This is a genomic window from Kaistella jeonii (genome assembly GCF_000812865.1).
Lineage (GTDB): Bacteria > Bacteroidota > Bacteroidia > Flavobacteriales > Weeksellaceae > Kaistella > Kaistella jeonii.
In genome coordinates, this window is the sequence record NZ_JSYL01000002.1 from 767,787 (window position 1) to 793,495 (window position 25,709).

General features: G+C 36.5%; 22 protein-coding genes. 11 read left to right on the top strand and 11 right to left on the bottom strand.

Going from position 1 to position 25,709, the window contains the following annotated elements; genetic code table 11:
• The first annotated feature begins 42 nt into the window (after positions 1–42).
• The 5 genes from OA86_RS06195 (at position 43) to OA86_RS06215 (ending at position 3,684) form a co-directional block, all read left to right on the top strand.
• Positions 43–981, top strand: coding sequence for a ribose-phosphate pyrophosphokinase (locus tag OA86_RS06195; RefSeq protein WP_039350277.1), 939 nt, complete (start codon positions 43–45; stop codon positions 979–981).
• A gap of 46 nt (positions 982–1,027) precedes the next feature.
• Positions 1,028–1,678, top strand: a complete 651-nt coding sequence (locus tag OA86_RS06200) for a 50S ribosomal protein L25/general stress protein Ctc (protein WP_039350279.1) — start codon at positions 1,028–1,030, stop codon at positions 1,676–1,678.
• Between the two features lie 376 nt (positions 1,679–2,054).
• On the top strand, positions 2,055–2,573 hold the full coding sequence (locus OA86_RS06205) for an energy transducer TonB (protein ID WP_039350567.1): 519 nt from the start codon (positions 2,055–2,057) through the stop codon (positions 2,571–2,573).
• A complete protein-coding gene (locus OA86_RS15265; protein WP_052257408.1) occupies positions 2,573–3,184 on the top strand; it encodes a hypothetical protein in 612 nt (203 codons plus the stop codon). The genes OA86_RS06205 and OA86_RS15265 overlap by 1 nt, the downstream gene beginning before the upstream one ends.
• 68 nt (positions 3,185–3,252) lie before the next feature.
• Positions 3,253–3,684: a nucleoside deaminase gene (locus OA86_RS06215; protein ID WP_039350281.1), complete on the top strand. Its 432-nt coding sequence runs from the start codon at positions 3,253–3,255 to the stop codon at positions 3,682–3,684.
• A gap of 142 nt (positions 3,685–3,826) precedes the next feature.
• On the opposite strand, the gene OA86_RS06220 is transcribed toward OA86_RS06215, so the two are convergent.
• From OA86_RS06220 to OA86_RS06240, 5 genes are all read right to left on the bottom strand, one after another.
• Complete coding sequence (locus tag OA86_RS06220; protein WP_039350283.1) at positions 3,827–4,588, bottom strand: type III pantothenate kinase; 762 nt, start codon at positions 4,586–4,588, stop codon at positions 3,827–3,829.
• Between the two features lie 166 nt (positions 4,589–4,754).
• Positions 4,755–5,141 carry a hypothetical protein gene (locus OA86_RS06225; RefSeq protein ID WP_039350285.1) on the bottom strand — a complete coding sequence of 129 codons (387 nt, stop codon included), beginning with the start codon at positions 5,139–5,141 and terminating at the stop codon, positions 4,755–4,757.
• Between the two features lie 13 nt (positions 5,142–5,154).
• Entirely contained in the window at positions 5,155–6,999 is a 1,845-nt protein-coding gene (locus OA86_RS06230) for a M1 family metallopeptidase (protein WP_039350287.1), read from the bottom strand.
• A gap of 208 nt (positions 7,000–7,207) precedes the next feature.
• Positions 7,208–8,887 carry a DUF6909 family protein gene (locus tag OA86_RS06235; RefSeq protein WP_039350289.1) on the bottom strand — a complete coding sequence of 560 codons (1,680 nt, stop codon included), beginning with the start codon at positions 8,885–8,887 and terminating at the stop codon, positions 7,208–7,210.
• A 142-nt stretch (positions 8,888–9,029) separates the two neighbouring features.
• Positions 9,030–11,465 carry a toxin-antitoxin system YwqK family antitoxin gene (locus OA86_RS06240; protein ID WP_039350291.1) on the bottom strand — a complete coding sequence of 812 codons (2,436 nt, stop codon included), beginning with the start codon at positions 11,463–11,465 and terminating at the stop codon, positions 9,030–9,032.
• A 217-nt stretch (positions 11,466–11,682) separates the two neighbouring features.
• Between OA86_RS06240 and OA86_RS06245 the strand changes: the two genes are divergently transcribed.
• Both OA86_RS06245 and OA86_RS06250 read left to right on the top strand, forming a co-directional pair.
• On the top strand, positions 11,683–13,881 hold the full coding sequence (locus tag OA86_RS06245; RefSeq protein ID WP_039350293.1) for a glutamine synthetase III family protein: 2,199 nt from the start codon (positions 11,683–11,685) through the stop codon (positions 13,879–13,881).
• A 310-nt stretch (positions 13,882–14,191) separates the two neighbouring features.
• On the top strand, positions 14,192–14,881 hold the full coding sequence (locus OA86_RS06250) for a C40 family peptidase (RefSeq protein WP_039350295.1): 690 nt from the start codon (positions 14,192–14,194) through the stop codon (positions 14,879–14,881).
• 371 nt (positions 14,882–15,252) lie between these two features.
• On the opposite strand, the gene rodA is transcribed toward OA86_RS06250, so the two are convergent.
• The 5 genes from rodA to OA86_RS06275 are packed head-to-tail and all read right to left on the bottom strand — an operon-like array spanning position 15,253 to position 20,900.
• On the bottom strand, positions 15,253–16,482 hold the full coding sequence (gene rodA, locus OA86_RS06255; protein ID WP_039350303.1) for a rod shape-determining protein RodA: 1,230 nt from the start codon (positions 16,480–16,482) through the stop codon (positions 15,253–15,255).
• A complete protein-coding gene (locus tag OA86_RS06260) occupies positions 16,479–18,497 on the bottom strand; it encodes a penicillin-binding transpeptidase domain-containing protein (RefSeq protein ID WP_039350305.1) in 2,019 nt (672 codons plus the stop codon). Before OA86_RS06260 ends, rodA begins: the two co-directional genes overlap by 4 nt.
• The gene (locus tag OA86_RS06265; protein WP_039350307.1) at positions 18,494–19,000 is read right to left on the bottom strand and encodes a hypothetical protein; all 507 of its coding nucleotides are present in this window, start codon (positions 18,998–19,000) and stop codon (positions 18,494–18,496) included. Before OA86_RS06265 ends, OA86_RS06260 begins: the two co-directional genes overlap by 4 nt.
• The gene (mreC, locus tag OA86_RS06270) at positions 18,997–19,848 is read right to left on the bottom strand and encodes a rod shape-determining protein MreC (protein WP_039350309.1); all 852 of its coding nucleotides are present in this window, start codon (positions 19,846–19,848) and stop codon (positions 18,997–18,999) included. The genes OA86_RS06265 and mreC overlap by 4 nt, the downstream gene beginning before the upstream one ends.
• A gap of 26 nt (positions 19,849–19,874) precedes the next feature.
• Positions 19,875–20,900, bottom strand: coding sequence for a rod shape-determining protein (locus tag OA86_RS06275; protein WP_039350310.1), 1,026 nt, complete (start codon positions 20,898–20,900; stop codon positions 19,875–19,877).
• A 248-nt stretch (positions 20,901–21,148) separates the two neighbouring features.
• Between OA86_RS06275 and hemA the strand changes: the two genes are divergently transcribed.
• Genes hemA through hemE form a run of 4 tightly spaced genes read left to right on the top strand, consistent with a single transcriptional unit; the run spans position 21,149 to position 25,083 of the window.
• Positions 21,149–22,423, top strand: a complete 1,275-nt coding sequence (gene hemA, locus OA86_RS06280) for a glutamyl-tRNA reductase (RefSeq protein WP_039350315.1) — start codon at positions 21,149–21,151, stop codon at positions 22,421–22,423.
• On the top strand, positions 22,410–23,321 hold the full coding sequence (hemC, locus tag OA86_RS06285) for a hydroxymethylbilane synthase (RefSeq protein WP_039350318.1): 912 nt from the start codon (positions 22,410–22,412) through the stop codon (positions 23,319–23,321). The genes hemA and hemC overlap by 14 nt, the downstream gene beginning before the upstream one ends.
• Before the next feature lie 33 nt (positions 23,322–23,354).
• Complete coding sequence (locus OA86_RS06290) at positions 23,355–24,029, top strand: uroporphyrinogen-III synthase (protein WP_039350321.1); 675 nt, start codon at positions 23,355–23,357, stop codon at positions 24,027–24,029.
• A 25-nt stretch (positions 24,030–24,054) separates the two neighbouring features.
• Entirely contained in the window at positions 24,055–25,083 is a 1,029-nt protein-coding gene (gene hemE, locus OA86_RS06295; protein ID WP_039350323.1) for a uroporphyrinogen decarboxylase, read from the top strand.
• 51 nt (positions 25,084–25,134) lie between these two features.
• Here hemE and OA86_RS06300 read toward each other — a convergent pair whose 3' ends face one another.
• Complete coding sequence (locus tag OA86_RS06300; protein WP_177187107.1) at positions 25,135–25,662, bottom strand: GNAT family N-acetyltransferase; 528 nt, start codon at positions 25,660–25,662, stop codon at positions 25,135–25,137.
• Positions 25,663–25,709: the final 47 nt, after the last annotated feature.

The following is a 25,709-nucleotide window of genomic DNA, read 5'->3' on the forward strand; positions in this document are numbered from 1 at the left end:
GTGGTTTTATTTTTTTAAATTTGTGAATCTAAAAAAGTAAAAATGGCTGAGCAAGCAAGTTATTTGTTTTCCACGAGGACCAGCAAGGTCTTAGCGGAAAAAATCGCCCACTTCTATGGGCAGGAATTAGGAAAAATTAAAGTACAGGAATTCAGTGACGGCGAATTTGAACCTGTTCTCGATGAATCTGTACGAGGCGGGAGAGTTTTCTTGATCGCGTCCACTTTTCCACCAGCAGACAATCTTCTGGAGTTATTACTGATGATTGATGCAGCAAAACGTGCTTCAGCAAAAAGTATTACTGTAGTTCTTCCTTATTACGGTTTGGCGAGACAAGACCGAAAAGATCAGCCAAGAGCACCGATCGGAGCCAAATTAGTGGCCAATCTTTTGACTGCGGCCGGAGCAACCAGAGTGATGACGATGGATCTGCACGCCGATCAGATTCAAGGATTTTTCGAAATTCCAGTGGATCATTTGTATGCTTCTACTTTATTCATTGACCACATCTTATCTTTAAATCTAGAAAATTTGACCATCGCTTCTCCAGATATGGGTGGTGCAAAAAGAGCAAAAAATTACGCAAGTCATTTAGGAGCTGAAGTTGTAATTTGTTATAAAGAAAGAAAAAAAGCCAATGTAGTTGATGAAATGTTCCTGATTGGAGATGTAAAAGATCGAAATGTAATTCTCATCGACGATATGATCGATACCGCCGGAACATTATGCAAAGCTGCAGATATTTTAATGGCAAATGGAGCAAAAAGCGTTCGTGCAATGGCATCTCATGGCGTACTCTCCGGTAAAGCGTACGAAAACATAGAAAAGTCTGCCCTTTTGGAAGTCATTGTAACCGACAGTATTCCAATTAAAACCGAACTTTCTTCCAAAATAAAAGTACTTTCCTGTGCCGAACTTTTTGCCGATGTGATGCGAATGGTTCACGAACACAAATCCATCAGCGAGAAATTTATTATTTAAAAAAAAATTGGTACATTTGCACCCTTAAAATTTTTTTAAACATATTATGAAATCTATCACAATTCAAGGTACAAAAAGAGAAAGCGTAGGTAAGAAATCTACAAAAGCTTTGCGCGATGCTGAATTAGTTCCTTGTGTTGTTTACGGAGGTACTGAAACCCTAAATTTTTCTGCAGAAGAAAGATCTTTCAAAGGTTTGGTTTATACTCCCGAAGCACACACGGTATCTATTGAGGTTGACGGAAAAACAATTCCAGCAATCCTTCAAGACATCCAGTTTCACCCATTAACCGACAAAATCTTACACGCTGATTTCTATCAGATGTCAGATGACAAACCTGTCGTTATGGAAGTTCCTGTAGCACTTACAGGTCGTTCAAAAGGTGTTGTTGCAGGGGGATCTCTAAGACAATCTTTCAGAAAATTGAAAGTGAAAGCACTTCCTGGTAACTTACCAGATGAAATCGTTGTTGACGTTACTTCTTTGAAAATCGGAGGTAAACTTTACGTAGGCGACATCAAAACCAATAATTTCAGTTTCATGCATCCAGACAACGCAGTAGTTGTTGCTGTTAAGATGTCTAGAACTGCACTTAAAGGTGCTGCGGGCGAAGAACATGACGAAGAAGAAGCTGAAGAAGTTAAAGATCAATCTCCGCTTGTTCCAACAACGGAAGAAAAATCTTTCGAAGCATAAAATTTTCTCAAAATTTACAGATTCCCGCTCATTCATTTGGGCGGGAATTTTTTTTAAGGAGCAACAAAGGTTTCGCTATTTTCCTCAGGTGTTCCCGCTTTCACTACTCGCTTCCCGATCAAATGCATCGGGAGAGCTCAAACAGACCTTTCAATCGGGGCTAAAAAGAAGATCCGGTTCTCTCCCGAAAGAATTCTACTCCGTTCATCAATTTAGATCGCATTCATATTTTTTCCTTATTTTTACAAGACTCGAAAACCAGATTGTGCCTAAAAAATTATTATATATCATCCTTCTTTGCAGCAGTTACTTTTTGCATGCCCAGCAAAACGAAGAATTTGTCTCCGCCAAGAAATTTTTTGACTATCAGAGGTTTATGCTCAATAACGAATTTAAAAAGAAATTCGATTTAGAAAAAGAGGTTCCAAAAAAGATTGGCATTAAAAAAGATTTTTCAGAATTCATGATGAAACTTGACAGCATACAAAACACGGCTTTCATTGGAACTTTGATCAAAGTGAAAAACCGCGAAGACTTAGCAAGCCGAACCCATAAAAGTTCATCACAATTCGCCTCCGAAAATCCTGAAAAGACAATCTTGGAAGATCAGGCACAATATCCGGGCGGATTTAATACTTTAAGAAAGCAAGTTGCGGATTTGTTTTATACAGAAGCCATTTTACCCGATCAGAAAGTCATCAAAACCAATGTCGTATTCGTAGTCGAAAAAGATGGAACGATCAGTTCTGTACACGCAGAGGGAGATCATTTCGCATTCAACCGTCAAGCAGAAATCGCCATGTATCTTTTGCCAGAGAAGTTTTCACCCGCAATCATCAACGGAACCGCAGTTCGCTACAGATTCCGACTTCCTTTAGCAATGAATTTTGAATAATGGTTAATAAAATAATAGCAGTTGCTTTTTTTGCAACAACAAGTTTCGCCTTCAGTCAGCAAACTAAACAGTTGAAGATAATAAAACAGAAGTACGATATACAGGTCGAAAATTACAGTAAGATCTGTGAGGCAGATCTAAAGAAGACCAATTTGTCAGAGGAAAAAAGAAAGATTTCCGATCAATGCAGAAATGAGATTTCCCTCATCAATTCTAAAAGAAACCAAGAAAATCTTCAGGAATTAGCACGTATAAAATCTGAAGGTACGGGAAACAATATCGCTGGTTCTACCGAAGATTCAGAATTTAGTAAACAAACAGAAGAAATTCCTGAATATCCGGGTGGATTTAATCAGTTCAGAAGTGAAGTCGGTAATAATTTTGATACTGAGGCAATCACAGGAGATGGAATATTCAGATGTGAGATTACATTTGTCATCGAACGCGACGGATCTATAACCGAAGTAAAAGCTGCCGGAAGTAACAACGATTTCAATACCCAGGCAGAACTCGCTGTTTATTTAGTTGAAAATAAATTTTCAGTAGCAAAATTTAAAGGAGTTCCTGTGAGATATAGAATGAGGCTTCCCTTAAGTTTATCTTTTGAATAAAATTTTTACTTAATAACTTCCAACTTCCAACTTCCATCATCCCGCATCCAACACCAAACATCCCATCTATGTTTACCGACGAATATTTCATGAAAATGGCTTTACAAGAAGCTCAAATTGCTCTGGAGAAAGATGAGGTTCCCATCGGTTGCATCATCGTCTCTAACAACAGAATTTTAGCCAAAGCGCATAATCTTACCGAAACTTTAAATGACGTTACAGCCCATGCAGAAATGCAGGCGATCACGTCAGCTGCGAACTTTCTGGGCGGCAAATATTTGCAGAATTGTACCCTTTATGTCACCCTTGAACCGTGTGTAATGTGTTGCGGAGCTTTGAACTGGTCTCAGATTTCAAAAGTTGTGATCGGTGCAAGAGATGAGCAAAGAGGTTTCATCAATAAAAATTTACAACTTCACCCCAAAACCGAAATTGTTTTAGGAGTTATGGAAAATAAATGTTCGGTGATCGTAAAAGAATTTTTTAAAAGTAAAAGATAGGATTTAGGGTCAATTCCTGCTGGTGAATTCTTTCAGGTCAATTTTCTATGAGTGAATTCTTTTGGTATTTCTTAAAATGATTTCAATATTCACCAAATTCACAGCAAAGTAATTCACCATTCACTCAACCATCACGTTTTGTTTAGAGATCTTTCCCCAAATAATACAACCCTTTCAAGGTATGCAATCGATCTGCAATATGAATTTTCTGCGTTAGTGGCTTGTAAACATGGGAAACTCCACCTGTTGCGATTACGAAACAGTCTGCGTTAACTTCTTCATTAATTCGGTCAACGAACCCTTCAACCATTCCCAAATAGCCATAAACCATTCCGCTTTGCATGCAGGAAACCGTATCTAAACCAAGGACTGTTTTGGGTTTTATCAATTCTATTTCGGGGAGTTGCGCGGTGTCATGAATTAGAGAATTAAGAGCAGTGATGATTCCCGGAGCGATGATTACACCCAGAGTTTCTCCCTTTTCATCAATACAACTTGCGGTCAAGGCGGTACCGAAATCGAAAATAATTTTCTTTTTATCTGCAGGGTAAAGATGATGTGCAGCGACTAAATTCGCGTAAATATCAGTTCCCATCTGTTTCGATTTCGGCTCTACATCAGAAGGTGTATTTCGATCAACAACAATGGGGTTTTTACCATGAATTTTTTTCAAAGCACGCGTAATATCATACGTGAGTTGTGGAACTACGGAGCCGACAATTACTTTGTCAATGTTCAAGGCTTCAATTTTGTGATTTTGATACATCATCATAAACTGAGCCTGCATTTCATCACTTGTTCGGTACGGTTTGGTATTAATGATCCACGAAATATCGCAGTTGTCATTATCGAACAGGCCGAATCTGATATTGGTATTTCCGATGTTGATGACGATTGAATTCATTGATTTTGAAATTTTCCGTGGTGTTTTCGGTCACAGATATTATAATTGAATGATCTTAGATTGGATATTTTTTAAGATAAAAATACCAAAAACTTAATACCTGCAAAACCTAGTAGATTGTAAAGGTTTTAACTGCGTTTATATAATGTATTATTAGAAAAAAGTTTCACTTCTCCCAATTAATTCCTGTGTCTTTTAGACTTTCTTTATTATCCTTTGGAACATTTCCCAATGTTAACCATAAAAAATATTGGTAGCCTTTTAAGGAAGGGACTTTGATTTCCATTTCAGGATCAATTTTTTTTATGCGATTAAGTTTGTCAATATCCAGGGTAAGATTTATTTTCTTATCTGCACTTATGAAAAAGTAATCTGAATTTTTTTCTACAATTTTTCCGGAATAGATATTTACGTCATTTTCCTTTTCAACATTTTCGATCAATAAAGCAATGGATTTATTATTCAGAGCGGAGAAATTTTCATTCGTTCTAACTTCAGATTTTGAACACGAAAAAAAGAGCAGAAAAATTAAAAAGTAATTGAAAATCTTCATTGGTAAGAATCTCTTATTTCACTTCCAACATGTTATCTGCCAAATTCACATCCGCCAATCTTTGAGAAAAATCGATTCCAAGAACTGAGATTTGAGATTTGTTATAAGGAATTGTAAAAGTGTATTCTTTCTGCGTCCACGGCCAGTAATTCAAAGTAGTGAAGTCGCCATAAATATCTTTGCTTTTCCACACATGAGTCATATTTAAAGGAATCTGGTAATTCACTACTTTTTTATCTTTCGTCATAATCGAAAAATCAATCGGCATGGGAACAGTACCATTATTTACCAAAGTGATCGTCGTAGAATTGGCGTCGTATTTCACGTCTTTAATTCCGTAATCGATTGTTTTCGTAGTGTTAATCCAATAATTTTGAAACCACTTCAGATCCATTCCGGAAACTTTTTGCGCGATATGCATCAAATCTCTGTCGGTTGGATGTTTTAGCTTCCAGGTTTGGTAAAACTCTTTCATGGTTGCAGATAAATTTTGCTCGCCCATAATGTAACCGAGTTGTACAAGGAAAAGTTCGCCTTTCACGTAAGTCGAATAGGTGTAAGCTGTTCCATTATCGTGATGATCTCCCAACCAAACTGCAGGTTCTTCAATTCCTCTTTTCACAAAATTTCTATAACCGTTCAAAGTACCCACAAATGGATTTGCGGTTGCTTCTTTGGGCGGGAAAAGTTGGTGCATGACCAAACTTTCATAATAACTCGTGAAACCTTCATCCATCCAGGGTCGCACACTTTCGTTATACGCCATGATCTGCTGATTCCAGGAGTGACCACCTTCGTGAACCATTAATCCAAGAAGTCCTTCCAGGCTCGTTCCTTCTCCCAGAATCATCGTACACATTCCGTATTCCATTCCGCCATCGCCGCCTTGAATAAAGCTATAAGATGGATAAACATATCGTCCGAAAGTAGCATTCATCAATTGGAAGAACTGGGTAACGTAAGGTTTAGATGTTTCCCAAAGTTTCGTTTTCTCAGATTTTTGATAAACGTAATACACTTTTGGTCCATCGAGAACGGTGAAATTTTCTACCGTATAATCGCGATCTGCAGCCCAGGCAAAATCGAGCATATTTTTTGCCGTCCAGTGCCAAGTTGCTTTGTTTTTATCGTCTGTTTTAATGTTTGCTTTGTCGTCGTAGCCTTTTACTTCCAGTGGATTTTCTAAAGTTCCACCGGCTCCGACAACGTAATTTTTATCGATTTTAATGTTGACATCGAAATCGGCAAATGGGGCGTGAAATTCTCTACCGATATAATCGAAAGTTGCCCAACCATCGTAATCGTATTCAGCAATTTTCGGATACCATTGTGTTACGGTCATATCGATTCCTTCGCGGTTATTTCTTCCAGCGCGACGAATCTGCATTGGAATTACAGCGTCCCAATCCATTGTAAAAGTGGTTGAAGTGTTTGGTTTTATGGGTGTTGCCAACTGAACTTTCATAATGGTTTCCTGAATTTCAAATTTCAGGTCTTTGCCATTTTGTTTGATCCAATGAATGTTTTGTGCACCTTCTTCGTCTTTAGGAATAGAAGCTAAGCGGGAAATTCCGTCTTTCTGCAATCTCGAATCACCGTTTTTTCCTTGTCCGCCAACTCTTTGATCCATCATCGATCCTGCTTTGAACGCGTTCCAATAGAGATGAAAGTAAACAACCTTCAGTTCGTCGGGTGAATTATTGGTGTAGGTTAAAGTTTGTTTTCCCTGGTAAGAGAAGTTTTCGGCGTCAACATCGATATCCATTTTATATTTGGCGTATTGTTGGTAATAAGCTTTTTGCTGTGCTGAAACCATTCCGAAAACGAAAGCGAAAATTACGAGAAGTCCTTTATTCATTTCTTAAAAATTTTTTGAAATGGAAAGATAGGAATTTTTGAAAAAAGAAAAGCTCTTCCACAAAGGGAAAAGCTTTCTATTAAATTATATTTTTATTATTGGATCCCACCTGCGCCCCGACCTGAGTGGAGCTCATATTTTTTGCGTCGGCCAAAGCTTTGGCAAAAAATAGCGGGAACGGAGGGCGGATTAAGGCGCCCAAATAAAATTATTTTTTACTTTCGGAAGATGCTAAAATTTTCTCCAGAATTCTAAGGGTAATGAGATAAGTTGGTTTCACACCGGTTAATCCTAAACCACCTGAAGATAGCGTAGAACCGGTTTCCAAAGGATTATCTGAAGCGTAATAAGCATACATTACAAATAGATCTTCGGAAATATGATGACGGATTTTCGAGGCTACCTGAATTGCTTTTTGGTAGTGCGCTCCTTCCATTTCCAGACCGATCGCTTTCCAGGAAGTATCCATAAAATATCTTAGAATGTCTTTATTCTGAAGTGAAGTTCCCAAAACGGTAACCATTCCACCTTCGAATGCCTGCAATTCTTCATCTTCGAAATCTGCTAACTGTAAAGCATTTTCGAAAGCATAATTATCGGCAGTTCCTTCGAAAACGTGAGAAGTCGGTATCATAATATCGCCTTTTCCACCCATCAGAATTCCTGCTTTACCCATTATGGAAATAGATTTCACTTTCATGGTATAAATCTCACCGTTGTAATCGTAAGGTCGAAGCAATTCGTCCATGATTTCATAGGCTTGTTCACCAAAAGCATAATCGAAAACCAAAATAACATCGTCGCCAGAGAATTTTAGTCCTGCGAAAGGCGTGTTTTTCAGATCAGTTTTTGCTAGATCAATGATTTGCACGTCGATATTGCTTCCGCTATGATCATTAATATAAATTAAACCAGCATTCTGAGAATGGTGAAGCACTTTTTCCTGTAAAGATTTCTTGTTAGAAATTTCTTCGTACAGTTTATAATCTACATCTTTTGTGGCTTTTTTTCCAACGGCATCATTGGCATAAAGCATATTTTTCACAGAATGCATATTGGCGGAAATAATGTGCAATGGTCTCATGTGCAAATCATTTTCTGCCAAAACGCGTTTTACGTTATTGGCCCATTTTTCTCCAAAGAAATGATGGCCTACTCTTTCGCGTAGAATTGCAGAGAAATGAATTTCGCGCTCTCTGATTTTTTTATAATCGTTAAAACTTTCGTCGCCAAGATGATAAATAATTTTGAAAAGACGATCTGGATTTTTATCATCACCGAAACTGTTGTAAGCATTGAGTGTTTCATCAAACGTTCTCCCCAGAAGAGAGGAAAGATGGATCAAAGCCACTTCTTTTTCTTTTCTGCTGAATTTTTTCTCGCCTTTTGCAACTTCTTCAATAATTTTCCAGGCGCGTGTTGGCTTGTCATTTTCATCAGAAATAAATGCGAGGTTGCGAATTTTGTCAGCTTCTATATATAAGAAGGTAAGGTGAGTAAGAATATCATAAATTTCAGAACGACCCAAAAGAACTTCAATATTCATCTGGTGTTCGTCGATTCTATAACAGTTTCTCCGTCTTTTCTTCGGAACAATTACTTCAAAACTTCCTTTTTCAAAACCTTCGTCAGACGTTAAGTGAATGAATGAACATTCCTCAATTCCTTCCGGAAGTCGGTCTAAAACGTAATGAAGTCCGTCTAATTCAATTTTATTTGGAACGCCCATCGTTCCGTAAATTTCAGGATTAATGGTTGTTAGTAGTGATCTTAGGCTTTCTCCGGAGATCCCGGATGGTTTGAAAAAACCGCGATAGAATAAGTGTCGCATAGAAACATAAAGTCGCTCAATTGCTTCAGTCGTTTCTCTTGCACGTGAATTTACCATAGGAGTATCTTTTGGCAAAGATAATACATATTAGCAGTTTTAAAAAATATCTGGCTTTTTATAAAGATTATTAATCGTTAATATGCATTATTTTAGGTTTTTAAAAAATGTATTTAATCCGATAAAAAAAATTCTAAGGACCTTAATGATCCTTTCCTAGTTTGCTGATTTCTTTTTCTACGTCTTTAAAAGGGATATTTTGAACACTTTTTATCATCTTTCCTTTGTCGAATAACTGCAGATTGTAAATGTCATTTTTAAGATCTGTAATCAAAATTCCTTCTTTCGGTTTTCCAGTAGAGTCCATAATTATCGCAGTAATTGTACTCTCATCTTCTGATTGATCCAGAAATTGACCGCCGCTTACGTTTTCGGATAAATGATTGAAAATTTCGGTCGCGGTTTTTAGTTGGTCATCGATCGAATTGTAAACGGTGTATATAAATTTCGATTCTCCGTAATTTTCGTTTGGTTTTTCATGAAGGTCGATCGTAGCAGAACTTATTTTGTCATTTTTAATAAAGTAGAGCGTAACTCTTTCATAAAATTTGTTAGATGCATTTTCGGGGGAAGAATAGTTTCTGGATTCGAGAAGTTTGCCGTCGATCAGCAATTTTTTGGTAAATCCTTTGTCTGTATTTTCGATTTTGATGGTGGCTTTTTTCTTCTCCTGCAGATCGCTGATTTCTATACTGTTTCCCTTTAATTCGAAATGGATCCTATTGAAATAGTTAACTGCAAATAAGTCCCAGTCGAAACTTTGAAGTATGCCGTTTTTTAAGTGTCTTGAAATGAATTGCCGATTGTTAAGCACATATTCTACACCATCAAAAATTTTTCCGTCTTTGTAAGTTGATTTAATATTGTATGATTGGTAGCGGTAATTATCCATGTTTTCCAAATAATTATTGGAGTATTGAAATTTCGGACTTCCATTTTCGAAATAGTCAATTTCCTTAAATTCACTGTCTTCATCGGTTACAAAATAACCGGAGTAAGGTTTGCCGTTTTTAAAAATCCCTTCATAAACTTGTTGTGGGTGATCCTGAATTGCAAAAGACTGATCCAATATTTTTACGAGAACTCCATTTTCGTAAAACTTTTTCTTTGAAATATTATTCTCTTCTTTTGAATATTCATCTTTATAAACGGTTTCAGCCTCTATTTTTCCATTTTTATAAAATGTTGTTTCTTTTTTTCCGATTAATGTTCCGTTGTAAGGTTCATCATTTTTATATTCCAGCGTCGCAATTACTTTTCCATCGTCATTATAGAAGGTCGTCAAGCCGTTGAGCTTTTCATTTTGAATGGTGTATGTTTTTTCAGGATTATCGAGTCTGTAATTAAAAACTTTTTGCAATCCAGTTTGTTTGTAGTTTTCGACATTGATCAATTCATTTTGTTGATCAGATGATTTATCAGTAATAAAGGTTCCTTTGAAGGGTTTTCCATTTTTATAAATTCCTTTAGCTGCGATTTCGTTTTGCTCATTTTTAGCGATTGATTCTCCCTCTTTCTGTCCATTCAAATAATTAGAGTTGATTTCAAATTCCGCTATTTTTTCATCGAAATTTCCATTGAAAGGGTCATTTCCTTTGTACGTTTTTTTACTTTTTGGGCTTCCATTTTCGTTAAAAGTAATTTCCTCGCCTTCTTTTGAACCTTCCCGGTAATTGCTTTCAGAATAAACTTTTCCTTGTGGAGTGTAAGAAATCGATTTCCCGGATTTTTCGCCTTTTGCATAATTGGTGGATGATTGTAAACCGGTTGCAAAATTGTTCTGGAGAAAATATTGATATTCGATTCCATCGTTAATTTTGCTGCTGTACTTTTTTAAATTATTTTCATTCAGGGTTTGAATTAGCTTTCCCGTTACATCATAATTTTTTTGACTGATCAATTTCGAATCATCAGCAAGCATGGCATAAACTTTCTCCTGAGCCAGTTTATTTGAATTGTTCCAGAATATTTTTTGAGAAACAGTTTTTTCATAGACTTTCCTGGTTTTTTCAGGAACAGCAGAGTAAGGCATTGGTGGTTCGACTCCAACTGTTTTCTGTAATTGTGGTTCATCGGAATTATTGTTTTCGTAATCCTCAGTGATGATTTCAAAATCTCCACTTTTTGGTGTTCCTTTGGAATAAATTCCTTTCATCAAAATAGCCCCGTCTTTATCGTAAATAATTGTTTCGCCGTCTTTAATCCCATTTTTGTACTGAACTGTTTTCCGAATTTTACCATTTTCATGGTAGTAAGTAAGCGTAGGATTCTTAGACTTGTTTACATACTGCCGAAAAGTGGTGTCATTTCCATTTTCATCATACCAGGTAATATCTCCAACATAAGCATTCTCATCATTTTTTAAAATGTAACCTTCAAATTGCGGAGTGCCATTCATATAAAAATCTCGGAGTAAATTAAGTTCACCCAAAGTTTTCATTGGCATTTCCCTATAAAATGAAGCGTTCGTTTTGTTTGTCACTTTCCATTCTTTATCATAATAGATGGATTCTGAATTTTGGGCAAATGAGAGTTGAAAAAGGAAGAAGGTGAGGAGAAAAATAAATTTATGGATCATACTAATAACTTTAATTCAAAAATAAACAATTCAAACGGAATAAAAAGAAGTATCGATTTAATGAAGAGTAGTTTAACTTTAAAAAAACACCTGTATAAAATTGGGGGGTTAGTGTTAAAATTTTAATAAATTTGCAGAATTATAGCAAAAAAACATGGGGTAAAATAATTTTTAATTACTTTTTGTTGTAATTTTGCGTTATTAAAATCAAATTCAAATGGCATACTTAAGATTTAAAGCATTAGAAATGCTTTCCTTTAAAGATTACAGAAAAGATAATGCAGTAGTCGTTCCTGCAAAATTATCTGAACTTTTCTGTCAGAATGTATTTTCTGAAGAAACGATGAGGTCGTATTTGACTCAGGAAGCTTTTAAATCAATACAGGACGCAATTAAAAGAGGAACCAAAATACAGCGCGATGTCGCGGATCAAATTGCGGTTGCCATGAAAGACTGGGCATTAAGCAAAGGAGCAACTCATTATACGCACTGGTTTCAACCTTTAACAGGGTCAACTGCGGAAAAGCATGATTCATTTTTTACTCCTTTCGAAACAGACCGTGCAATTGAAAGATTTTCTGGTGGAATGTTGATTCAACAGGAACCAGATGCTTCTTCTTTCCCGAACGGTGGAATCAGAAATACATTTGAAGCGAGAGGTTACACCGCATGGGATCCGACTTCTCCTGCGTTTATTGTGGGAACGACGCTTTGTATTCCGTCGATTTTTATTTCATACACAGGTGAAACATTAGATTATAAAGCCCCATTATTAAGAGCATTAAATGCGGTCGATATGGCGGCCACTGATATTTGTAAATCTTATTTTGATAAAAATGTCACCAAAGTAAGTCCGACTTTAGGTTGGGAACAGGAATATTTTTTGGTGGATTCAGCATTGTATCAGTCAAGACCGGATTTAGTCATTACGGGGAAAACTTTGCTGGGACATTCTCCGGCAAAAGGGCAACAGTTAGATGATCATTATTTCGGCTCGATTCCAACGAGAGTAATGAACTTTATGAAAGAACTCGAGATCGAGTGTATGAAGTTGGGAATTCCGGTAACGACACGTCATAATGAAGTTGCACCCAACCAGTTTGAGTTGGCGCCAATGTTTGAAGAAGTAAATGTGGCGGTTGATCATAACTCCTTATTAATGGATATTATGGCGAGAGTTGCTCACAAGCATCATTTCCATATCCTTTTCCACGAAAAACCTTTTGCAGGAGTAAATGGAAGTGGGAAACACAATAACTGGAGTATGGCAACAGATACAGGAGAAAATTTATTGAGTCCAGGAAAAAATCCAAAAAAGAATTTACAGTTTTTGACGTTTTTCGTGAACACCATCAAAGCAGTACATGATTACGCAGATCTTTTGCGCGCAAGTATCGCCTCTGCAAGTAATGATCACCGATTAGGAGCCAATGAAGCGCCGCCTGCGATTATTTCTGTTTTCATCGGAACGCAGTTGTTCAGCGTTTTAGAAGAGTTGGAAAAAGTAACCGATGGAAAACTTTCGCCAGAAGAAAAAACAGAACTTAAATTAAATGTTGTTGGTAAAATACCGATGATTTTATTAGACAATACCGATAGAAACAGAACTTCGCCGTTTGCCTTTACCGGAAATAAGTTTGAAATTAGAGCCGTTGGATCGTCTGCAAACTGTGCGGAAGTAATGACGGTAATGAATTCTATCGTAGCGAAACAGTTGCAGGAGTTTAAAATTGAAGTGGATGCGTTGATCGACAAAGGCTTGAAAAAAGACGAAGCGATCTTCAATATTTTACGAGAATATATTAAGGTCTCCAAAAATATTATGTTTGAGGGAGATGGTTACTCAGACGATTGGGCAGTAGAAGCTGAGAAACGCGGGTTGAGCAATTTGAAAACGACGCCAGAAGCTTTAAAAAGAGAGATGGATGATAAGTTTGTTGCACTCTACGAAGATCTAGGAATTTACACACACCGAGAAATTGAAGCGAGAAACGAAATTAAATTAGAAAAATATTCTACTGTAGTTTCTATTGAGGCGACTGTTTTGGGAGACATTGCACGAAATCATATTATTCCTTGTGCCTTGAATTATCAAAACCGGCTGATCGAAAATGTAAAAGGACTGAAAGAAATCTTTGGAGAAAAAGAGTTTAAGAAATTAGCTTGTGAGCAAATGAATATGATCACTGAAATTTCAGAACATGTGTCTATTATAAAAGTTGAGGTTGATCGTTTGCTAGCTGCAATTATCACTGGTAAAGCTGCTGATAATTCTCAAGAGATGGCAGAAATTTTCTGTAATGATGTGAAACCTCTATTTGAGAAGATCAGAGACTCTTCAGATGCGTTGGAAATGATGGTTGATGATGAACTTTGGCCAATGACAAAATACAGGGAGCTCTTGTTTACAAGATAACTGATAGTTAAATAATACTGTAAAATCCCGCTTAACAGCGGGATTTTTGTTTTTGACTCATAGAGAATTCATATGCATGTTATAGATGTACTAAATAAATGTTAACAAATCACAAAAAAAATAAAACCGCAATCACTTAAATAAAGGGATTGCGGTTATTTTTCCATTAACATTACACTTTAAAATGTTAAATTGTGTTAAATACAGTTTGTGAAAAAGGTGTTTTCACCCATTCTAAAACTTGAATACTTACTTTTGCTTTGCATTTAAAAACAAATATTACTTTTTAACACAGAAAATAAATATATATATGAAGAGAAGAGTTCTGTTTTATTTAGTTGGAGTGATTGCTACTATATCTTTGCAATCTTGTGTAACCAACTATGTGGTATCAGCACCACAGACTTACGTTAACGAATACAAATCAGATGCCAAACTTGCATCACTTGATAATAAAAGATTAGAAACTGCAAAAGCGCAATTGTTAAACAGTTTCAAAGATGAGAAGTTCGCAGCAGCAAAGACTTTAGAAGCATCTTTAAAAAATGAAGAGATTTCTAGAACAGTAAGATTTACTCAGAAATTAGACGATATTTTAAAAGAAGCAGAAACTTATTTAGGAACTCCTTATCGTTACGGCGGGATGACAAGAAGTGGGATCGACTGTTCTGCATTTGTACTGTCAGTTTTCGGCGCAGTAACCGGGATGAGTTTACCAAGAGTAGCAGCATCACAAGCTCAGGAAGGAGAAAAAATTAATAAGGAAGACCTTCAAAAAGGAGACTTAGTTTTCTTTTCACACGGTAGAGGTAAAATATCTCACGTAGGGATCGTAGAAAACGTTACAGCAGAAGGTGAAGTCACATTTATTCACTCAGCAACTTCGAAAGGAGTAATGATTTCCTCGCTCGATGATTCGTATTGGGGACCGAAATTCAGATTTGCAAAAAGAGTAATGTCTCAAAATACCTTTAACAGTAATTTTGCAAATAACAATTAAAAGTTATATTCTAGATAATTGATTTAAAGCTACCAGAAACGGTAGCTTTTTTTGTCGTTTATCATCATTAATCCTTACTAAAGATCGGTCTGTTTAAAGGATAATTTAATAAGAAATAAATAGGGAATGGAACAAGACTCTAAATTCCAGGTAGCTCATTTATTTTTCCTTTTTAAAAGACCTTAAACATATTCCAACAAGTTTCATCCTTCAAGATGAAGGGAATCAATTTTGATGTGGAGTTAAGTGTAATTTGTTTGAGTCCTTTATTACAGACTTAAATCAACTAGAGAAACTATCGCTTAAATTTTTAAAACTCAAGTCCTGAATTTACATTAAAAATGAAGTAGAAATTTTAAGTTGCTTCCAGATTAAACCAAACTATTTCGATCGGTATAATTAAGTTTGAAGAAAATAAAAGTCATGATCGAAAATGCTAAAAAAGAAGATCCACCATAACTGAAAAAAGGCAACGGGATTCCAACAGTAGGGAAAAGTCCCATGACCATTCCTAGATTGATGGCAAAGTGCATTAACAAAATGGAGGCAAAGCAATAACCGAATACACGATTGAAAGTTGATTTCTGCTTTTCAGATAGATAATAAATTCGCCCAATAAAAAGAGTGTAAAAAATGACCAGGACAGAAGCTCCGAAAAAGCCCCATTCTTCGCCGACAGTACAGAAAATATAATCCGTTTCCTGCTCCGGAACAAATTTTCCTTGCGTTACTGAACCTTCCTTATATCCTTTTCCAAAAAAACCACCTGATCCGATTGCCGTTTTCGAGTATAATAAATTATATCCCGAAGTGTCGCGAAATGCTTTTTCACCTTTGTAAAGAACTTCAATTCTTTCCCGTTGGTGTTTAGGCATCTTTTCCAGAATTTTTGGGGAACCGTAAGCCAATCCGCAAAGGAGTACAAATGAACCTATAAAATAGACAACGGAATAAATATCCCAGTGAATTTTGTAGTAATTAAATAAAATAATGATCCCGTAGATAACTGCGATACCTATTATGATGTAAACAGGATCGATTGCCAAGGCTGTCAAAAATACAGCCGCTAAAATTCCACCAACTCCGAAAAACCAGCCGCTTAAACCTTCCCGGAAAAGTGCGATAAAATAAGCGGTAAATACAAGCAAAGAACCCACATCGGGGATTGCTAAAACCACTACTGCCGGAATTCCGATAATGGCTAGAGAAGTCCATAAAGATTTTTTAACTTTCAGATTAAAATCTGGTCCGGAAACATAATTGGCGAGCATCAATGAAACCCCAATTTTTGCAAATTCTACAGGTTGCATCGTAATTCCACCAAATTTATACCAGTTTCGTTGTCCTAAAATTTCTGTCCCAAAAGGGAATAATCCGATCAACAAAAGAACACCGCCAACATAGATGATACTGGAGAAATTTTCGAAAAATTTCGTTCTCATCATAAAGATCATGAGTCCCACCACAAGAGATATACAGAAAAAAATCAGTTGTTTTTTTCCTAAAGTTTCGTCAACACTATAGATATTTGCCACGGCAAAAAGGGATATGGCGAGATAGAGAAAAATACTGAGCTTATCTAAACCTTCTGTCCACTTCATTTGGTCGGTGTATTAATTTTTGATTTAGACCGCAAAGAATCCATTTTGTAAATAAGTTTAGTTTTTATGGCTTCATTTTTAACAACTTTCAAACTGTCTTTAAGATTTTGGATTATTGCAGAATCTTTGTTAGGTTCTTTGTACAAGCCTTTTCTTTTTAGTTCAACAACCCATTGTCTTTTATATTCAGGCATAAAACTGGCGTTCACTAATTTTTTGTACAATTGTTCCCGCTTCAGATCACCCGTTAAATATTTTTCTGCAATGGCAGTTGCTGCGGGTCCAGCCCAGGTTGCACCAAATCCGGCGTGCTCCATTACGGCTGCAATTACAATTTTAGGATTTTCTGCGGGAGCTGCCAAGACAAAAATCGAGTTATCTTTTCCTTGTGGTACCTGTGCTGTTCCCGTTTTTGCAAGCATGGTAAAATCATTGGATTTCAAACTTCTGGCTGTTCCTGCCAAAACAACAGCTTCCATCCCTTTCATAATCGGAACAAAATACTTAGGGTCGACCAAAGTTTTATGCTTTACTTTGAACCTTGGATCTGGATTTGGTTTTCCATCGATTGATTTTACGATATGAGGCGTATAATACCATCCTTTATTTACGATCGCAGCTGTTGCATTTGCCATTTGCATTGGGGTAAGTAACACATCTCCTTGTCCCATTCCATTAAAGATGGAACCGTTCATGGTGTATGCTGAGCTCCAGTCTTTTTTGCCACCACTTCTTTTTTCGTAAAATTCACCACTCGGAATTCTTCCCTTTGAACCCACCGCCAGATCATTGTTTAAAAATTCTCCGACCCCAAAACTGCTCATGATTTTTTTCCATTCATCAACTCCTTTCGTAGGATCTCCGGGATATTTATTCATGATGGCGATAAAAGCGTAGGTAAAATAACAGTTGCTGGAAACCTGGATAGAGGGAATTAATGGAACTGCACCACCGTGACCTTTCACGCGCAATCCCCGATAATTAAATCCACCACCACAGGGGAAAATCGTATTTTCATCCATCACACCCATCTGCATTCCTGCAGCTGCAGTAAGCAATTTAAAGGTAGAACCTGGTGGATACGCCGCCTGAACAGACCGGTCAAAAGTAGGTCGGCTGTTATAAACCGTATCCATTTGCAAACGGTAGAGATTTTTAGTTTTTTCCGGACCGATGAAAAGATTTGGATCAATATCAGGACCTGTTGCCATTACTAAAATTTCTCCCGTCTTCGGATCAAGTGCGACGATGGCGCCTTGTTTGTTGACCATCATTTCTTCTGCCATTTTCTGCAAATCGTAATCGATGGTTAAAGTAATGTCTTTGCCGGTAACAACATCTTTATCTAAAGTGCCATTTTTATAAGAACCAATGCTTCTTAAGCGAATGTCTTTCTGAATATACTGCACTCCTTTTGTTCCGCGCAAATCATTTTCGTAGGACTTTTCAATACCGGTTTTGCCGATAAAATCTCCGGGTAAATAATACGCCGAATCTTTTTTAAGTTCGCGCTCATTTACTTCATTCGTATACCCCAAAAGATTTCCAGAAGTAGAAACTTCATATTGGCGCTGAGGTCTAGAAACAATATTAAAAGCCGGATATTTAAAAATGATTTCCTGAATTCTTGCAATTTCTTCCCGACTTAAGTTTTTCATAAAAGTCATCGGCGTCAATTTCGAGTAATATCTTTCGTTTTTAATGGAGTTGATGATTTTGATAAAATTAGGCTTATTGATTTTCATCAGATTACAAAAATCTAAAGTATCAAAATCAGGTTTCATCAATGCTTGCGTAAAAGAAATTTCGTAAGAAGGTTGATTTCCCACCATAATCTTCCCGTTGCGGTCGAAAATAACGCCTCTTTGCGGAATGATGTATTCAGTTTTAATAGACGTATTCGCTGCATTTAAAGCATATCGGTCTGTGAAAAGCTGTAAATAAGAAAGTCTTGCTATGAATATTAAAGCAATTATCCCTAAGATGACGGTGATTTTAAGATATTGTGACTTCAAACTTTTTGTTTGATTTTAAATGCTAAAGCGTAGAGAACGATGAATACAAATGAGATCGCGCTCGTTGCTAAAATGTTAATGAATATTTCGAATAACCTGCTCAATTTAAAAAACTCAATAGATTGCACGAGAAATTGATGCAGAAAAATACTGGAGAATATAAAAAAGAAGTATTGCGACCACTGTAATGTTTGAAAAGAAAAGAAATCGGTAGAAGTATCTGTAGAAGTACGAAAGATCAATGTTCTGAAATACGCGATCATAACCGTCGCAAAGGTGTTGATTCCCCAAGTGTACATAAAAGCGTCAATTCCTAATCCCAAAATAAAACTCAAAGCTAAAAATTGAAATTTATTTCTAAAGAACGGATAAAACATCACAAAAACCGGATACAAAACCGGCGTATATTTACCGAAAAGCATAATGCGGTTCAGCACAAAAATTTGTAATGCAATGAGCAAAACAATCATCAGAAGATCTGTAAATAGTGTTCTGCTTATCATTTTTCTTTATTTATCGTCGCCTGCAAAGTATCTGCAATTTTTTTAACTTCTGCTTTTTTTAGATTTTTTACCACATAGACCTTACTCAGATTTCCCATCTTTTCGCTCAATTCTACAGAAATATCCCAGAAACCGGTTTTGCTGTCGACCTCGTAACCAGCAACTTTACCGATCATAATTCCTTGCGGGAAAATAGCAGACTTACCATCGGTTATGATCGTATCTCCAATTTGTAGGGGAACATATTTTGGAACATCAGATAAATGCATGGTTCGGGAATCTTCACCTCTCCAGGTTAAAGTTCCGAAATAACCTGATTTCTTCAGCGCAGCATTAATTTTAATTTTATTTAAACTTAAAATCGATTGAACTAGCGCGTAAGAATCTGTTGCATTAATTACAATTCCTGCGATTCCGTTTGGTGCCATAACGCCCATTTTAGGTAAGACGCCATCTCTTTTTCCACGGTTGATGGTGAAATAATTGTCTTTTCGGTTGATGCTGTTGAAAACGATTTCGCCGTCAACAAACGTATAAATCTGGCCACCTCCAATGGTGTCGTGAACTTTTCTGAATTGTGGTTTTCCCGTAGAGTTATTACCGTAAACCTGCTCCATCAAATTTTTGTTCTGAGCAACCAACTGTTCGTTGATCTGTTTCAGTTTCAGGTAAGAAGCACCTTCGTCAATATATCCAGAAACCCAGGAATTAAAAGCCGCAGTTTGTCCTGCAACCCACGACTGTTGCATTGAATTTCTGCTGAAAACCAAAACCAAGGCTATGAGTTGCAGAAATATAAAGAAGACGAATAGGCCGTTCTTCGAAAATAATCTCAGCAAAAATCCCATCGGTTAATGTCGTAAAAGTTAAAAATTTATTTAATAAGGAAATTGAATTTATCCATATTTTTCAAAGCGATCCCTGTACCACGAACTACTGCTCTTAATGGATCTTCAGCTACAAAAACAGGTAATCCCGTTTTCTTGTGAAGTCGATCAGCAAGTCCTCTTAACAAAGCACCACCGCCTGCAAGATAAATTCCTGTTTTGTAGATATCTGCTGCCAATTCTGGCGGAGTAAGAGAAAGCGTTTCCATTACCGCATCTTCAATTCTGATGATGGATTTATCTAAAGCACGTGCAATTTCTTTGTAGTTCACCATAATTTCTTTTGGTTTACCGGTAATCAAATCACGTCCTTGAACCGGAACATCTTCAATATCTACATCAAGTTCTTCCACGGCGGAACCTACTTCGATCTTTACTCTCTCCGCAGTTCTTTCCCCGATGTATAAATTATGGTGTGTTCTTAAATAGTAAGCAATGTCATTGGTGAAAACATCACCTGCAATTTTCACAGACTTATCACAAACAATTCCACCCAAAGCAACAACTGCAATTTCAGTCGTACCACCGCCTATGTCGATGATCATATTACCTTCAGGTTTTTGAACATCAATTCCTACACCGATTGCTGCAGCCATTGGTTCATAAATAAGACGTACTTCTTTTGCGTTTACTTTTTGTGCAGAATCTCTTACCGCTCTTTTTTCAACTTCTGTAATTCCGGAAGGAATACAGATCACGATTTTTAATGAAGGCTGAAAAAGTTTTCCTTTAATGCCCGGAATTTGTTTGATGAACTCCTTGATCATGTGTTCAGATGCGTGAAAATCAGCAATTACGCCATCTTTCAAAGGTCGGATCGTTTTGATGTCTTCGTGGGTTTTCCCCTGCATGTGTTTGGCTTTTTCCCCAACCGCAATGGGCTTTCCGGTAGAACGCTCAATCGCTACAATAGAAGGTTGATCAATTACAATTTTATTGTTATGTATAATAAGTGTGTTCGCTGTTCCTAGATCAATCGCAATATCTTGCGTGAACATATCAAATAAGCCCATTTTTCGTGATTTTTTTAAGTGTACAAAGATATAAATTTAGAACCGTTCTAAAAACTGCATTTCAACTAATTTAGGTTAAAGTTTTATTAAAGTTCTATTACCTGATCTTATAACTTTTTTATGTTGGAAATATTTCATAATCAGCAGAAAATAGAATGGAAAGAGAATTTTCGATAGACTTTCGTGATAATCTTCATATTGTATTGTAATCTTATATTGAATTTAAAATCTTAAATTTGCGGGTGTTTATGAATCAGGATTTTAACATTCACAAAACTGCTAATTTTGCCGTTCTCAGTATCAGTTTCGAAAAAGCTGATGCGGAAACTCGTGGGAAATTTTCTTTTTTTGATGAAAATATTAAAAACTTTGTCAACGAGATCCACGGGCAAAGTTTAGGTGATGCATTCGTAGTTTCTACCTGCAACCGAACCGAAATTTATACGACCACCCAAAATTATCTGCTTATCGCAGAACTGTATTGCAAGATCATCGGCGTAAGTCTTACCGATTTCATGAAATACGTGAATGTTCTGAAAAGAGAAGAAGCATTAAATCATCTTTTCCGTGTAGCAGCAGGATTAGAAAGTCAGATCATCGGTGATTTTGAAATTATCGGTCAGATCAAAAATGCCTATTACCGTTTCAAAAAAGAAAAACAAAACTCCAATCCTTTTTTAGAAAGAGCCATTAATTCTGCCATTCAAATTTCCAAAAGAATCAAGAATGAAACCGGGATCTCTAATGGAGCAGCTTCCGTTTCTTATGCTGCGGTTCACTATATTTTAAAAAATCAAACTCAGATTTCTGACAAAAATATTTTGTTGCTGGGAGTAGGGGAAATCGGTCAAAATACGGTGGAAAATTTGGTAAAACATGTTTACAAACCGAGAGTAAAAATTGCGAACCGGAGTCTTGCTAAAGCCGAAAAAATAGCCGAAAAATATAAAATTCCACACATCGAGTTTGATAACTTTCAGGAAGAATTGAGCAAAACCGATATTTTAATTGTCGCAACAGGAGCTCAACATCCCATTATCAACAAGTCTCACTTCCCGAACGGAAAAGAAACTTTGGTCATCGATCTTTCGATCCCGAATAATGTGGAGAAAAATATCACCGAAAACACCAATGTAAGTTTGGTCGATGTTGATCAGCTCTCTCTTCACATCAGTGAAACGATGATTCAGCGTCAGAAAGAAATTCCGAAAGCTGAAGAGATCATCAAAGAAATGACAAAGGATTTTCTGGAGTGGGAAAAGAAACGAAAAATGGCTCCCAACATTCACCATTTCAAAGCAGTTTTGAAAAATATGGAACGCAATGAAATGCACAACATACACAAAAAACACAGTTATGTGGAGGTTGATGATATGAAGCTTTCTGATAAAATGATTCAGAAAATTACAAACCGTTTTGCAAAATATATTATCGATAATCCTTGGAAAGCCGAGGAGATCAGCAAGTTAATGCACGAAATTTTAGTCGAACAGCCAAACAACGAATTCAATGAGAAGCATTAAGATAGGCACCAGAAATTCTCCGCTTGCACTTTGGCAGGCAAGAGAAGTTGCCCGAAATCTTCAAAATAAAAATTATAAAACCGATATCACACCGATTCTTTCTTCGGGAGATAAAAACCTGACGCAACCTCTTTACACTTTAGGGATTACAGGAATTTTTACCAAAGACTTAGACATTGCGCTCCTTAATAAAGAAGTTGACATTGCAGTTCACTCCTTAAAAGATATTCCAACCGAATTACCCGAAAATATTTCAATTATTGCTGTACTAAAACGCGATTATCCTGAAGATGTTTTGGTTCGAAAAACTGATTCAGCAACAATAGAAATGAAAGACTTGAAAATTGCGACGAGCAGTTTGAGACGTCGTGCGTTCTGGTTGAGTGAGTTTCCTGATACCCAGTTTTCAGACATTCGTGGCAATGTTCAAACGAGATTAAAAAAACTCGAAGAAAATGATTTCGATGCGACCATGTTTTCTTTGGCAGCGATCGAAAGAATGGGTTTAAATATTGATTATGAGTTTCTTCCGATCATGATTTCAGCTCCGGCGCAAGGTGTTGTCGCGGTTTGTGCAAGAACTGATGATGCTGAAATTCGCGAAATGTTTGCTGACATCAATCACATACAAACCCAGATCTGTATAGAAATTGAAAGAAATTTCTTGCATACTTTAGAAGGTGGTTGTACCGCTCCAATCGGTGCTTTTGCCGAAATCAACGAGCAAAATGAAGTCCGTTTCATCGGCAGATTATGTTCTTTAGATGGAAAAAATTGTATCGAAACCGATGAAATTTTTCAATGGAATGACAAGGAAAATTTCGGAAAGATACTCGCGGAGAAAATCCTCAACAATGGCGGAAAAGCTTTGATGACGGAAATTAAAAACAGATTGTAAAACTTTGCTTTAAGCATTTATAGTAAAAAATAAATGAAGATTCTTTTCACAAAAAAATTGAATGAAGTAGTGATTTCCAATAAATTAGGAGATCAGTTTTCCTGGGATTTTGTGAAAGTTATTGACATTAATCCATTAAAAATACAACCGTTCGAACTGAAAAATAGATCGCTTATTTTTACCAGTGTCAATGCGGTAGATGCTTTTTTCACCAACAATTTTTTCCCCAACGAAAATTTCATCGATAAGAATTTCAATAAAATTTATGCCGTTGGTTTTACGACAAAAATAGCGCTGCGAAAAAACGGTTTTGGTACTTTTAAAGTAGCTAAAAATGCTAAAGAACTTTCAGAATTCATTATCGACAACAGTACAAAAGAAAAATTCCTGCATTTTTGCGGAGATCTTGCCTTAGATGTTCTGGATAAAGCTTTGCCCCTGCAAAATATCTCTTACAAGAAAATCGTTGTTTATGAAACCAAATTACTCTACCCAAAAGTTTCGGGAAATTACGATGCAGTGTGTTTTTTTAGTCCAAGCGGAGTTCGTAGTTTTGCCCAGTTTAATTCTCTCGATCACATGAAAATATTTTCTATCGGTGACACGACCGCGAATGAGATCAAAAAATTTACAAATAATCCAATTATAACAAGTAAAGAAAGCAATCTTGACGATTTGCTGAAATTAATTTCTGCCCAGAACAAATAGATCTGCGCAGGGAAAATCAAAGAATATGATTAAAAACGATTTATATTTAAAAGCATTAAGAGGAGAAACCGTTGAAAGACCACCGGTTTGGATGATGAGACAAGCTGGAAGATTTTTACCTGAATTCCGTGCGATGCGTGATGAATATGATTTCTTCACAAGATGTAGTACCCCGGAATTGGCGTCGGAAATTACCATGATGCCGATTCGCAGATTTCCTTTAGATGCTGCGATTTTATTCTCAGATATCTTAGTTGTTCCTCAAGCAATGGGAATGGATTTCGAGATGCGCGATGGAATTGGACCTTGGTTAGAAAAGCCAATTCGTACTTTAGAAGATGTGCAAAATATCGAAGTTCCTGATGTTGATGAAACTTTAGGATATGTTTTTGACGCTATAGAAATGACTTTGCATAAATTAGATAATGATATTCCACTCATCGGTTTTGCCGGTTCGCCCTGGACTATTTTATGTTACTGCGTAGAAGGAAAAGGTTCGAAAGCCTGGGATGTTGCGAAAAGTTTTTGTTTCAGAAATCCGGAAGCGGCTCATATATTATTGCAGAAAATCACAGATACAACCATCGCTTATTTGAAAAGAAAAGTAGAAAAAGGCGTTTCTGCGGTACAGGTATTTGATTCTTGGGGAGGTTGTTTGTCGCCGGAAGATTACCAGATTTTTTCTTACCAGTATATCAACCAAATTGTAGAAGCATTAAGCCCATTAACACACGTTGTGGTTTTTGGTAAAGGATGTTGGTTCGCCTTAGAAGAAATGACTATGTCTAAAGTTTCTGCACTTGGTGTTGACTGGACGATCACACCGGAATCAGCGAGAAAATTGACGAATCATACCATGACTTTACAGGGTAATTTTGATCCGAACAGATTAAATTCTTCACCGGAAACCATCACAAAAATGGTAACAGAAATGATCAACCGTTTTGGGAAAGACCGCTACATCGCCAATCTTGGACACGGGATTTTACCAAATATTCCGCTGGAAAATGCTGAAGCATTTATTAGAGCGGTTGTAGACTGGAAGCCAAACTAAAAGTATAGTTTTAAAAATAATAAAGAACGTTTCCTTGGAGGCGTTCTTTTTTTATGTGTTTGTTTTTGAGAGTTCAAAATACAGCAATTCTACATCCTCATTGGGAAGTTGAACTGTTTTTAAATATTTTAAACCTAACTTTTTGATCAGATTTTGAGAGGCAATATTTTCTTTTGAAGTAATCGCTGAAATTCCATTTAAATTAAATTCGGAAAAAGCTATTTCCAAAAGTTTGGAAGCCGATTCGAAACCATAACCTTTCCCTTGAAATTCGTCCAAAAAAGAAAAGCCGATATCCTGAACGTCTAAACCTTTGCGCTCGAAAATGCCGACTGCTCCGATCTTCTTTTCATCAGATTTCCGCACGACTAAATAATTTCCGTAACCTAATCTTTCCAATTGAGGCAGAAATTTTTCTGTAATATAATTTTCAGCATCTTCAAGAGATCGAATCTTTTTGTCTCCAATAAATTTGATGAACGTTGCAGAATTATACAGTTCCAAAATAAAAGACGCATCAGGTTTTGAAATGGGTTTCAGAAATAGTCTTTCGGTTTCTAAATTTTTGATTTCCTTCATGGATAAGATTATTAAAAAAATTTTTTCTGCTCAAATATAAATAAATC

Coding starts and splice junctions, on each gene's coding strand:
- OA86_RS06275 (WP_039350310.1), bottom strand. CDS start 20,900: ATGGGCTTATTTGATATGTTCACGCAAGATATTGCGATTGATCTAGGA.
- OA86_RS06265 (WP_039350307.1), bottom strand. CDS start 19,000: ATGATAAGCAGAACACTATTTACAGATCTTCTGATGATTGTTTTGCTC.
- OA86_RS06245 (WP_039350293.1), top strand. CDS start 11,683: ATGGCATACTTAAGATTTAAAGCATTAGAAATGCTTTCCTTTAAAGAT.
- OA86_RS06215 (WP_039350281.1), top strand. CDS start 3,253: ATGTTTACCGACGAATATTTCATGAAAATGGCTTTACAAGAAGCTCAA.
- mreC (WP_039350309.1), bottom strand. CDS start 19,848: ATGGGATTTTTGCTGAGATTATTTTCGAAGAACGGCCTATTCGTCTTC.
- OA86_RS06230 (WP_039350287.1), bottom strand. CDS start 6,999: ATGAATAAAGGACTTCTCGTAATTTTCGCTTTCGTTTTCGGAATGGTT.
- OA86_RS06220 (WP_039350283.1), bottom strand. CDS start 4,588: ATGAATTCAATCGTCATCAACATCGGAAATACCAATATCAGATTCGGC.
- hemE (WP_039350323.1), top strand. CDS start 24,055: ATGATTAAAAACGATTTATATTTAAAAGCATTAAGAGGAGAAACCGTT.
- rodA (WP_039350303.1), bottom strand. CDS start 16,482: ATGAAGTGGACAGAAGGTTTAGATAAGCTCAGTATTTTTCTCTATCTC.
- OA86_RS06200 (WP_039350279.1), top strand. CDS start 1,028: ATGAAATCTATCACAATTCAAGGTACAAAAAGAGAAAGCGTAGGTAAG.
- OA86_RS06300 (WP_177187107.1), bottom strand. CDS start 25,662: ATGAAGGAAATCAAAAATTTAGAAACCGAAAGACTATTTCTGAAACCC.
- OA86_RS06205 (WP_039350567.1), top strand. CDS start 2,055: ATGCTCAATAACGAATTTAAAAAGAAATTCGATTTAGAAAAAGAGGTT.
- OA86_RS06290 (WP_039350321.1), top strand. CDS start 23,355: ATGAAGATTCTTTTCACAAAAAAATTGAATGAAGTAGTGATTTCCAAT.
- hemC (WP_039350318.1), top strand. CDS start 22,410: ATGAGAAGCATTAAGATAGGCACCAGAAATTCTCCGCTTGCACTTTGG.
- OA86_RS15265 (WP_052257408.1), top strand. CDS start 2,573: ATGGTTAATAAAATAATAGCAGTTGCTTTTTTTGCAACAACAAGTTTC.
- hemA (WP_039350315.1), top strand. CDS start 21,149: ATGAATCAGGATTTTAACATTCACAAAACTGCTAATTTTGCCGTTCTC.
- OA86_RS06250 (WP_039350295.1), top strand. CDS start 14,192: ATGAAGAGAAGAGTTCTGTTTTATTTAGTTGGAGTGATTGCTACTATA.
- OA86_RS06240 (WP_039350291.1), bottom strand. CDS start 11,465: ATGATCCATAAATTTATTTTTCTCCTCACCTTCTTCCTTTTTCAACTC.
- OA86_RS06225 (WP_039350285.1), bottom strand. CDS start 5,141: ATGAAGATTTTCAATTACTTTTTAATTTTTCTGCTCTTTTTTTCGTGT.
- OA86_RS06235 (WP_039350289.1), bottom strand. CDS start 8,887: ATGGTAAATTCACGTGCAAGAGAAACGACTGAAGCAATTGAGCGACTT.
- OA86_RS06195 (WP_039350277.1), top strand. CDS start 43: ATGGCTGAGCAAGCAAGTTATTTGTTTTCCACGAGGACCAGCAAGGTC.